A 10,820-nucleotide genomic window follows, 5' to 3' on the forward strand; every position below is an offset into this window, starting at 1 on the left:
GCCGAAACCGTGGGCTGTTTTCGCATTATCGGGGCGGTGAGGGAGAACAATTCGAACTGTCCACGAACTTCGACAGGAGTCAGCTGATGCGCGCGGTGACGGTAACCAAGGGCGAGTTCCGGGTGTCGGAATTGCTAACACCCACCCCGGGAGCCGGGCAGGTGCTGGTCGATGTATTGCGCTGTGGCATCTGCGGATCCGACCTGCACGCCAGACTGCACTGTGACGAGCTGGCCGATATGGCCGTCGCCACCGGGTACGAGCATTTCATGCGCTCGGACCAGAGCGTGGTGATGGGACACGAATTCTGCGGCGAGGTGGTCGATTACGGGCCCAAGACACGCAAGCGCTGGAAGCCCGGCACCCGGGTGGTGTCGCTGCCGATCCTGCGGCACGGCGACCAGCCGCACCTGACCGGGCTCTCGGCCGCGGCGCCCGGCGGGTACGCCGAACAGGTGCTCGTGCAGGAATCGATGACGTTCCCGGTGCCCAACGGGTTGTCCGCCGAGCACGCCGCGCTGACCGAACCGATGGCGGTGGCCTGGCACGCGGTGCGGCGCAGCCGGATCGAGAAGGGGCAGACGGCCTACGTCATAGGCTGCGGGCCGATCGGGCTGGCGGTCATCTCCATGTTGAAGGCGTCCGGGGTGCGGACCGTGGTGGCCAGCGACTTCTCGCCCAGGCGGCGGGAACTGGCCGCGCGCTGCGGGGCCGACGTGGTCGTGGATCCCGGAGTGGATTCCCCGTGGACCTCCGCGCCGCGTAAATCCGGGATCAGCGGCGTGACCGACGTGCTCAACCTCGGTTTCGACGCCATGGAGAAACTGCGGCGGCTGCCGAATGTGCCCTGGTGGTACGTGTTCCGGGCCGCGCACACGTTCAACAAGGGCCCGGCCGGTCCGGTCATCTTCGAGTGCGTCGGCGTGCCGGGAATGATCGATCAGCTGTTGACCGCTGCCCCGCCGCTGTCGCGGATCATCGTGGTCGGGGTGTGCATGGAATCGGACGCGATCCATCCGGCCATGGCCATCAACAAGGAGATCGAGCTGCGCTTCGTGCTCGGCTACGACCCGGGCGAGTTCCGCGACACCCTGCACATGATCGCCGAGGGCAAGGTCGATCCCGCGCCGCTCATCACCGGAACGGTCGGGCTGGACGGGGTCGATTCGGCGTATTCGGCACTGGCGTCACCGGAGTCGCACGCGAAGATCCTGATCGATCCGCGCAGCACGGCGACCGCGCCGTGAGCCGGTGGCCCGGGCCCGCGCGCGGGCCTGGCGACCCGGGCCCCGCCACCCGGCCGCCGCCCGAGTCCGGTTGCCCGAGTATCTGACTCGCGTCGCGCGGCGGGGGCGGGCGGTGGTTTCGGGTCCGGTCCCCGGGGGCATCGCCGCGCACTCGGGGCGCGGCGCCGTCGCGCCCGGCACGAACATCCGAGTTCGGCGACTCGGGTCCGATCGGCAAGCGCCTGCCCGCGGTCGCGGGAGCGGACGGCGCGGTCCGGCACAGTCTCAGCCGTTGTGGCCCTGAATTCGGGCGAACGGTGTGGTGGGCGGCTCGTGCAGCACGTCGAGCAGGCCCTCGGCGCTGCGGACCGCGGTCAGGCAGGCGTTCGACAGGAACTGGTCGGCGAGCGGATGGCGGGCTCGCGCCCGCCATTTCTGCACCGCCGCCAGCGCCGACGCGCGCTGGGTGGGCAGGTCCGCGTGAGCGGGCAGGTCCAGGCGCAGGTGGGTGGCCACGCCCGCGCCGCCGATGAGCCGGTGCAGTTCGGTGAGATCGGCCGGGGGCAGCGGCAATTCGCCGGTGCGCAGGTGGCCGAGCAGGCGGAGTTCGGCGAATCCGTGCACATCCGCCAACAGGGTGCGCACGCGCGGCAGCAGGGCGTCGGCGGTCACGCCCGGATGCGCGGCGAGAATGCGGGCCAGGCCGGTCAGCGCCGAATGCGCCTTCAATTCCTCTGCGCGCTGGGCGAATTGCACGTCGAGCACGGTGCGCAGCTCGTCGAGTCCGCTGCGCCGGGTGAGTTCGGCGGCGAGGGCGGCGGAATCGCGCACGCCGAGCCGAATGAGGGTCACCGCCAGGCGAATGCCGAAGAGTCCGAAGCGCGCGGCGAGGTGGACGCGCAGCTCCGGGGGCACCGGGAGCGACAGGTCGGGGCGGCCGAAACGGTCGGCCGAGAGCAACGCGAGGCTCAGATCGTCCACCGGGACGGCGGCCAGCGCCTCGAACGCCGCGAATTCCCGCTGCCGCAGGGTGGCGGCGGCGAAGGCGAGCAGGCCCGCCACCGGAATCACCGACTGGCACAGGCCGGTTCGCTCCAGTTCACCCGCGAAGCGGGCGGCCACGTCCCGGGCCGAGTGCAGTGCGTCGAGGCGGCCCGCGCCGATCTCGTCGGCGCGGGACACCACGCCTATCACGCCGAGCGGTGCTGCCGAACGGGTGTTGTGCGCGGCGGGCGCGGCAGCCTGCCCGCCGTGCGCGGTGCCGCCGCCGGGCCGGGCGTGCGGCGCGAGCGCGTTCGGCGTGTGCGAGGCATGTGCGCCGGACACGGACGCCCCGTTCCGATCCGATCCCGTGTCCGATCCGATGCGTTCGAGGAAGTCGATGTCCGCGGAGTCGAGGCGGCGCAGGAGATAGATGACGGCGTCCGCGCTCGGTAGGGGCGCGCTGTCCGCGCCCGGTGTCAGCAGCCGCGAGGTGCGGGCCGACACGTCGCGCGACAGCGACGAGATGCCGGGGGTGTCCACGATCGTGGTGCGCTCGAGTTCGGCCGAGGGCCAGTGCACTTCGAGGTGATCGACCTCGCGCGCGCCCGGCGGATTCCAGCGCGGGGCGGCCAGGTCGAAGGTCAGGCCGTGCGCGCCGGCGAGTCCGTCCACGCCGCGGGAGCGGCGGACCACCACATCGGCGCGCGCGCCGTCACCGGAGTGGGCCGTGACCCTGGGTGCGACGCCGTGGCGATACCAGGTGACCAGGCGCGTGCACTCGGTCGCGTCGGTCGGCGCGATGTCCTGGCCGACCAGCGCGTTCAGCAGCGTCGACTTGCCCGCCTTCAGCTGCCCGGCCAGCGCCACCCGCAGTGGTTCGTCCATGCGCCGCGCGCACGCCTCCACCTGGGCGCGGGCGCGCTCGCCCAGACCCCGGCGCGCGGCCGCCAGCAATCCACGGGTCTCGGCCCCCAGCCCGAACCCGCCGCTCACACCGTCCACTCCGCACCTCCACGCATCGCCAACCTGTCGCCCGAACCGGCCTCCCCGTTAGCAACCCCGGCAATCGGGGCGAACGGGGCTGTGGATTCCGCGCATGTCGCGCGCACGCAACCCGCCGGGCCCGGCGCGCGCAGATCGTGCGGCGTCCGCGGACCCGTGCACGAGTGTGCCGCCGACCGCGGTGTGGCGGCGCGATTTCCACGACGTGGCCGCGTCGGGTTGGGCGGCAGGCGGCGACCGGGGGGTTCCGGCGGGCGAGCCGCAAGGTGGGGAACCCCGGCCGCTGCCCCGCTGAGTGAGGCCGCGGTGCGCCCGGCGAGCGAGCGTCGACCTACGGCGCGGTCGCCGCCAGGTGCGCGTATGCCCGTGGAACAGGATCGGCCGCGATGAGCGTGTCGTGCGCCCGCTGCCGCCGGTGATCCCGGTGCCGGCCGCCCTCATAGCGGGAGGCGATGCGCTGCCGGTCGCGGGACAGATCAGGAGGCGGGTGGCAGCGCCGCGTGGGGTGGGGCGGGGGTGAGCAGGGCGTCGGCGCGGCGGCGCAGGTCGGCGACCGCGTGCAGGCGGCGTTCGAGGGCCGCCGCCCGGGTGGTGCGGGCCGTCGCCTCGAGGGTGGCGGCTTCCTGGGCGGCGCGCAGGGAGTCGTCGAGCGAGCGCAGGGTGCGGTCGGCGACGGCGGTGAAATGGTCGCGCAGCAGGCGGTGGATGCGGTGCAGGCGGTCCTTGGTCTCCTTGGCGGTGTGGAAGGCGACGTCGTCGAGGTAGCGGCGGACGGCGATCTTGGCGTCGGCGCGGCGTTTGAGCAGGCGGGCCTGCTTGTCGTCGCGGAAGGCCTTGCCGCCCAATATCAGACCCGCGCCCAGGGACAGCGGATTGACCAGGGACAGGCCCGCGAGGGTGCCGGCCAGGCCGGCCATGACCACGCCGCCGTAGGAGCCGCGCACCCCCACCAGGAGTTTGTGGCCCAGGCCCAGATCGGGCTCCAGATCCGAGAGGGTGCAGGCGCCCGAGCGAGAGCCGTTGCCGTCCAGTGTTTCTCGCACGTCCGGCAGATCGACCGCGCCGATCTCGGCGAAATGCTCGGCGACCCGCTCGGCCAGACGCACCGCGCGGGTGCGGGTCCAGAGCAGATTGTCGCCGACGGCGGTGCCGACGGTGCCCGCGAGCCATTCCTCGACGGTGTCCCAGTGCCTGCCCGGATCGTTCTCGTCGATCCAGTCCTCGGCGGTGCGGGCTATGTCGCGCAGGCGATTACGCAGATCGTGGTCGATGTCGCCGACCAGATCGGTGATGCCGTCGCCCAGGGTCTGCTGCCAGACCGCGGTGCGCCTGCGCAATTGCTCGGCGGCGGTCTTGGCGGCGTGCAGTTCACCGATGGCGGCCGCGCCGCGCTCGGGATCGCGCAGCGCCACGAGTTCACTGCCCAGCGCGAGCGCCAGATGCTCGGTGGCGGAGGCGATGTCGATCGCCGCCGCACGGGCCATAGCCGCTTCATCCCGCGCGACGACCTGCTCGCGCAGGAACTGGAAAACCGGCCCGAAGCCGGACTCGCGCCCGAGCTGTTCGTCCTGCAACCGCAGCGCGTGCTCCCGCAACACCGCGGACACCGGCAGGATCGGAACCTCCAGGCCCGCGGCTTCCAGATGCCCCCGGTCTGCTTCGAACACCTGCCGCCAATGCGGATACAGATCAACCTTGCCGAGCACCACCGCTGTCGCCGGGCACAATTCGCGCACCTGCCGCAGCAGTTCCACCTCGGGCTCGGTCAATTCGGTGGAGGCGTCGCTGACCAGCAGCACCGCGTCCGCCGTGGGCGCACACCCGAGCACCGCCGCCGCGCCCCCGCCGCCGTGCGCCCCCAGCCCCGGCGTATCCACCACCACGATCCCGTCGGCCAGCAGCCGATTCGGCGTCTGCACCTCCACCCCCAGCACGATCCGCCCGCGCGCAGCCCCCGATCCGGCGACAACCGCCCCCAACTCGCCCACCGCCACCTCGACCCGCCCCGGCTCCTCCCCCTCGGCCCCCGCCACCACCAGCTCCACCCGTTCGCGCTCCCCATACGACAGCGTCACCGCGACCACCCCGGTCGAGTCGTCCCCGACCACACACATCTCCGAGTTCATCAACGCGTTGACGAACCGGCTCTTCCCCTGATTCCCCAACCCGCACACCACGATCCGCCGCCGCGGGTCCCGCACCCGCCCCGCCACGGTCCCCAACCGCCCCACCAGGTCCCCCCGCCCCGCCTCCCGCGCAACCCCCACGGCCTCCCCCAACACCGCCAACAACCCCCGCGCCCCCACCACGTCCGCGCTCACCACGCTCCCCTTTCCCAACGCCGCTCCCCGACAGACGATCCCCGACCACCGGAAATATCGGAGGTCCCCAGCACATCCCGCCCTCGACCCGATGACACAGCCCATGTGTCCTCGCGGCACGCGGTGGACGCGGGGGTGCTGTCACCCCGGCGGTGTGCGGTGGCCGGGAGCGCCTGCCCGGCCCGGCCACCGCGATCCGCGGACCACGAACCCGAGTTCCCGTCGTGATGCGCCCTCCCGAGCAGCGCACCACGACACCTGTTCGCCTGCTGCAACATCCGCGAATCACACCACCTTCGAGAAGCCCGTCGATTTCGTTCGGTCCGAACCATCGGTCACGAATGCAACATGTCCCCGACGATGTCGCCGCCCGCGAAGCTCCCCAGCTCGGTGCCGCCATCCACCCCGCCGTCCCCGAACAGCCCCGCGTCCAGCCCCGAGGTCCCCTCCCCGAACGCCTGCGAAACATCCAGTCCCGCCCAGGGATTGACCCCACCACCCATCCCTGAATCCGTCACCGCGTCCCCCACCCCGGTCAACCCGGTCTCGAGCCCGCTCCCCACCTGCGCCCCCGCATCCGCCCCCAACCCCGCGTCGACACCCGCACCCAGCCCCAACCCCGCATCGGCGACCGCACCCAGCCCCGCACCGACGTCCGCGCCCGTGGCCAACCCCGCTCCCAGATCGGCACCCAACCCTGCTCCCGCGTCGGCGGCCGCACCGAGTCCGCCCACCAGTCCCACCCCGCCGTCCACAGCCGAATCCAGCGCACTGTCGACTCCCGCGCCGACACCGGCAAAGGTCCCTGCCCCGCCGGAAAGCCCCGTCTCCAAACCACTCCCGACCTGGGCACCGGCTCCGGTCACCGCACCCGCCCCGAGCCCGACCACGGAGTCCACGGCCGCTCCGACACCCGTCGCCGCGCCCACCGCGGCATCGACCCCGGCTCCCGCCTGCGCTACCGCACCCAAGGCTCCATCAACCCCGGCCGCAGCCTCCGCACCCGCACCGGCTACCGCGCCAAGGCCCGCATCGACGCCCGCACCCGCTCCGGACACAGCGGCCACACCGCCGGAAAGCCCTGTCGCCAAACCACTCCCGAGCTGGGCACCGGCATCGGCCACCGCATCCGCCCCGGCGGCGACACCCAGGCCGAGGTCCACCGCCGTGTCCAGCGCCGCACCCGCCCCCGCGGCCGCACCGACAGCGGCTTCTACACCGGCGTCGAGACCCGCGCCGACACCGGTCACCGCCCCAACGCCCGCGGAAAGTCCCGTCTCCAAGCCACTTCCGACCTGGGCGACCCCATTGGTGACCGCACCCGCACCGGTCGTCACGCCCGCACCGAGCCCGGCTCCGGCGCCGACCGCCGCATCGACGGCCGCGCCGACTCCCGCCGCCACGCCCGCGCCGGTGGAAAGCGCCGCCTCCACGCCACTTCCGGCCTGTGCGGCCGCAGCGGCCCCAACATCGGCCCCCGCCCCGACCACCGCGCCGACACCGGTCGCGAGATCGACGGCCGCATCCACGGCCCCGCCGACACCCGCACCTGCCTGTGCGCCCGCGCCGACAGCCGCGTCGGCCCCGGCGGACACGCCGACCGCCGCCTGCGCACCCGCGCCCGCTGCCGCGCCGACACCACCGACCAGCCCTGCTGCAAGGTCAGCGCCTGCACCCGCGACTGCTCCCAGCCCGGTGGAAAGGCCCGTCTCCAAACCGATTCCAGCCTGTGCCCCAGCGTCGGCGGCCGCCCCGAGACCGGCCGTCAGATCGGTGGCCACGTCGGCAGCCGCGCCCACGCCCGCATCGAGACCCGCGCCAGCCCCGACGCCGACGCCCGCAGCCGTCTGAGTGCCCGCATCCACCACCGCTCCGACGCCCGCGCCGAGACCGGCTCCTACGCTCGTCACCGCATTCACGCCCGTGGCGAGATCGGCACCGACGCCAGCCACCGCGTCTACACCCGCACCAAGACCGGCACCGACGCCAGCCACCGCGTCCACGGCCGTGGCGAGATCGGCACCGACCCCGGTCACCGCACCCAAACCGGCGGAAAGGCCGGTCTCCACACCGCTTCCGAGCTGTGCACCGACATTCGTGACCGCACCCACGCCGGTGGCCACACCCGCTGCCGCGTCCACGACGGCATCGAGGGTGGCGCCCGCGCCGACCGCCGCCTGGGCTGCGGTTCCGAGGCCGAGGTCCACACCGCTCGCGGCCTGGGTTCCGGCACCGAGGGCCAAGTCGATCCCGCTCGCGGCCTGCGTCCCCGCACCGAGGGCGAGGTCGATCCCGCTCGCAGCCTGGGTGCCCGCGCCGAGCGCGAGGTCGACGCCCGCCGCCGCCTGGGCCCCCGCGGCGGCGACCGCGCCGAGGCCCGCGCCGAGCTGGGCGCCCGCGCCTACCGCGGCGTCCACGCCCGCCGCGACATCGGCGCCTACGCCGGTCACCGCGTCGAGTCCGGCGGAAAGTCCTGTTTCCAAACCACTTCCGAGCTGCCCGCCGATCGTGCCGGCCGCGCCCAACCCGGTTCCGAGTCCGGTCGCCACATCCAGCGCGCCACCGAGACCGGTGGCCAGGCCCGCACCAGCCTGGGCCCCCGCGGCGGCGGTCGCGCCGAGACCCGTGGCCAGGCCGGCGGCCACCTGGGCAGCGGTGCCAACCGCGGCGTCCGCGCCGAGGGCGGCGTCCACACCGGCCGTCGCGCCGAGCGCCGTGTTCACGGCGGCGTCGATACCCGCGCCGAGAGCGGTACCGACCGCCGTCTCGGCCCCGGCTTCCACCCCGACACCGGCGGTGGTCGCGGCGGCCGTGGTGAGGCCGAGGCCGGCGGCCGCGGAGGTCACGGCCGCGCCGTTCACCGCGGCGGCGCTCTCCGCCGCGGCGGTCCCGGTGGCGCCGGCGTTCACGCCGCCGGCGGCGATGATCGCGGACAGCTGCGAACCTCCGGCTACCAGCGCCGACTCGGCGACCATGGGCGCCACGGCGGCGATGTCCTCGGGGGTGACAGCGGTGAGGCCGGCGTCCAGCAGAGCCTGGGCGGGGTTGGCGCAATATCCGACCGCCGCGTCCTGGTCGCGCAGCAGGTTGAGAATGAACTCGAGAATTGCGTTGGGGCTCATGTCGAATCATCTCCTGGGTGGGCAGGCCCCGGTGGCCCGCGCTGCTCGAATTTCCTTTCACGTTAGGAACGCGAACCGTTACGCCGAAACGGGGCCGAGCCCCCTTACACGGTGTGTCGCCACATTGGGGGGTGTCCGGACATTAGGGGAATTTCCCCACATCTGCGTGTCGGGCGGTAACGACGAACCCCCAGCAACCGACAGCCCCCATGGGCCACCCGGCCTGCACCACTCTTTCGTACAAATCGGACTAATGAGCTGCGGGCGGCACGCGATTCACCGTCGCGTGTATCGAATTGACAGGGGACTTCGAATGAGTCAGGGGATGGCGCTCGGCATCACCGTCGGGTCGTCCAATACGGTCGCCGTGACGGCTTCGGGGGGACACCGAACACTGCGTGTCCGGCCGAGCACACCCGGCCGAGAGCACGAACTGCCGGAAAGCTTTCTGTCCCGGGTCGGGGATCCCGTGGATATTCGCATGACAGACGGATCCGCCGTGCGCGCAGCGGATCTCGTGGCCGCGGCGGTCGGCCGGGCGGTGGACGACACCGGCTCCGCCGCGGCCGCGGTGGCCTGCTACCCCGCGTGGTGGACCCAGCACACGGTCGAGGCACAGCGCGCCGCACTGGCCGCGGCGGGCCTGGACGGCGTGGCCCTGGTGCCCGAACCCACCGCGGCCATGCGCTGGCTGCAAGAGGTGCACGAATCCGGTCACGACGGCGCGATGGTCGTATACGACCTGGGTGCAACAGGTTTGACCATCTCGATCGTCCGCACCGGAACCTTCTCGGGCCTGCTGGGTGAGCCGTTGCGCGATACCACCGTCGCCGGCGCGGAATTCGATCTGCTGACCATGCGATACGTGCTCGCATATGCGGTGGGCGATAGGGATTTCGACCCGTTCGACCCGCTGGTGGAACAGGAATTGTCGGCGTTGCGCGTGCGCTGCCGAAACGCGAAAGAAATTCTCAGCAAAGAGACCGCGACTATGGTTCCGGTGTGTTTGCCCGAAATTGGCCCGGTGGATGTCCGCCTGGTGCGCGATGAGGTCGAAGACCTCTTTCGCGCCCCGCTGCTCACCTCGCTCGCACTCGTCTGCGAGGCCGTGCGGCGCGCGGGCCTGTCGATCACCGACCTGGACGGCATTCTGCTCACCGGCGGCAGCACGGCCATCCCGCTGGTCACCGAAATGCTCTCCACCGAATTCGGCATACCCGTGGCGGCGGCCGCCGACCCGGCGCACCTGAGCGCGCACGGCGCGGCCCTGCTGGCGGGCGACCTGCTCACCGACATCACCCCCACCGAACCCCAGGCCGCCCTGTCCGCGCCGCTGCCGGACACCCGGCCGGCCGGCCGCGAACCGCATCCGGCCGCGGTCCGGGCGGCCCGCCTCCGGAACCATCCGGTGGGCACCGCGCGCGACCACGGCGAACACGGCGCGAGCAGCACCGGGCAGCACGTCGCACACGCCGAGAACTACGACGCGCGAGCCGAATACGAACCGGCCCGCGACGTGACCGAGCCGCCGCGCATCGCCCGTGAACCGGCCCGGACCGAATACGAGCCCCCGAACCACCGCGCGACAGCCGACGAGAACCGTGCCCCCGCCGCGACTTCCACGGGCCCGCACACCATCGAACCCGTCCGCCCGATCCCGGCACTGCCCGCGACCGAACCCCCCGCGGGCGGTTTCACCCACTGGCGGCGCGTAGCCGTCGCGAGCGCGGTCGCCGTCGCGGTGGCGGCGCTGGCCACGGGCACCCTCGCGATGGGCACGGGCGTGCAGTCCGCGCCCGCGGATCCCACGGTCCCGCAACCCGCTTCGACCACGGCGGCGGCCCTGGACACCCCCGAGGCCGCAACCCCCACCGGCGGCCGGGCCGCACCCGTCGGGCACCCGGTCACCACCACCGCGGCCCGCGCGGGCACACCGGGCGCCACCACGGCCGCGGACGGTCTACCGGCCGCGGATCCCGCCGCGCCACCGGGCACCACCGAAGCGCCTGCCACCCAGCAGGTTCCGGTGAATCAGCCGGTGAATCCGCACCTTCCGTCGCTGCAGCCGCCCACGCTGCCGACCGTTCCGCCGCTCGACACCGAACCGCTCATCGCGGTGCCCTCGGTGCCGGGCGCCATGTTCCCGCACACCGGTGGATGAGGGT

Annotated in this window: 5 protein-coding genes; 2 read left to right on the plus strand and 3 right to left on the minus strand. The window is 73.0% G+C overall.

The window, feature by feature from the left end; translation table 11 throughout:
• The first annotated feature begins 86 nt into the window (after positions 1–86).
• Positions 87–1,247 (plus strand): zinc-binding dehydrogenase, encoded by a 1,161-nt coding sequence (locus ACFVBH_RS31460; protein ID WP_379007208.1) that lies wholly within the window; start codon positions 87–89, stop codon positions 1,245–1,247.
• Positions 1,248–1,511: 264 nt separating this feature from the next.
• Here the strand turns inward: ACFVBH_RS31460 and ACFVBH_RS31465 are convergent, their stop codons facing one another.
• From ACFVBH_RS31465 to ACFVBH_RS31475, 3 genes are all read right to left on the minus strand, one after another.
• Entirely contained in the window at positions 1,512–3,212 is a 1,701-nt protein-coding gene (locus ACFVBH_RS31465; protein WP_379007211.1) for a dynamin family protein, read from the minus strand.
• A gap of 476 nt (positions 3,213–3,688) precedes the next feature.
• The gene (locus ACFVBH_RS31470; protein WP_379007826.1) at positions 3,689–5,536 is read right to left on the minus strand and encodes a dynamin family protein; all 1,848 of its coding nucleotides are present in this window, start codon (positions 5,534–5,536) and stop codon (positions 3,689–3,691) included.
• A gap of 332 nt (positions 5,537–5,868) precedes the next feature.
• Positions 5,869–8,655: an IniB N-terminal domain-containing protein gene (locus ACFVBH_RS31475; RefSeq protein WP_379007214.1), complete on the minus strand. Its 2,787-nt coding sequence runs from the start codon at positions 8,653–8,655 to the stop codon at positions 5,869–5,871.
• Positions 8,656–9,136: 481 nt separating this feature from the next.
• Here ACFVBH_RS31475 and ACFVBH_RS31480 point away from each other — a divergent pair, with 481 nt between their 5' ends.
• Positions 9,137–10,816 (plus strand): Hsp70 family protein, encoded by a 1,680-nt coding sequence (locus ACFVBH_RS31480; protein ID WP_379007216.1) that lies wholly within the window; start codon positions 9,137–9,139, stop codon positions 10,814–10,816.
• Positions 10,817–10,820: the final 4 nt, after the last annotated feature.

Origin of the sequence: Nocardia sp. NPDC057668, from assembly GCF_042799795.1 — a bacterium.
GTDB lineage: Bacteria > Actinomycetota > Actinomycetes > Mycobacteriales > Mycobacteriaceae > Nocardia.

Excerpts from the sequence above, each read along its gene's own strand:
- ACFVBH_RS31480 (WP_379007216.1), top strand. The coding sequence starts at position 9,137 with ATGACAGACGGATCCGCCGTGCGCGCAGCGGATCTCGTGGCCGCGGCG.
- ACFVBH_RS31475 (WP_379007214.1), bottom strand. The coding sequence starts at position 8,655 with ATGAGCCCCAACGCAATTCTCGAGTTCATTCTCAACCTGCTGCGCGAC.
- ACFVBH_RS31460 (WP_379007208.1), top strand. The coding sequence starts at position 87 with ATGCGCGCGGTGACGGTAACCAAGGGCGAGTTCCGGGTGTCGGAATTG.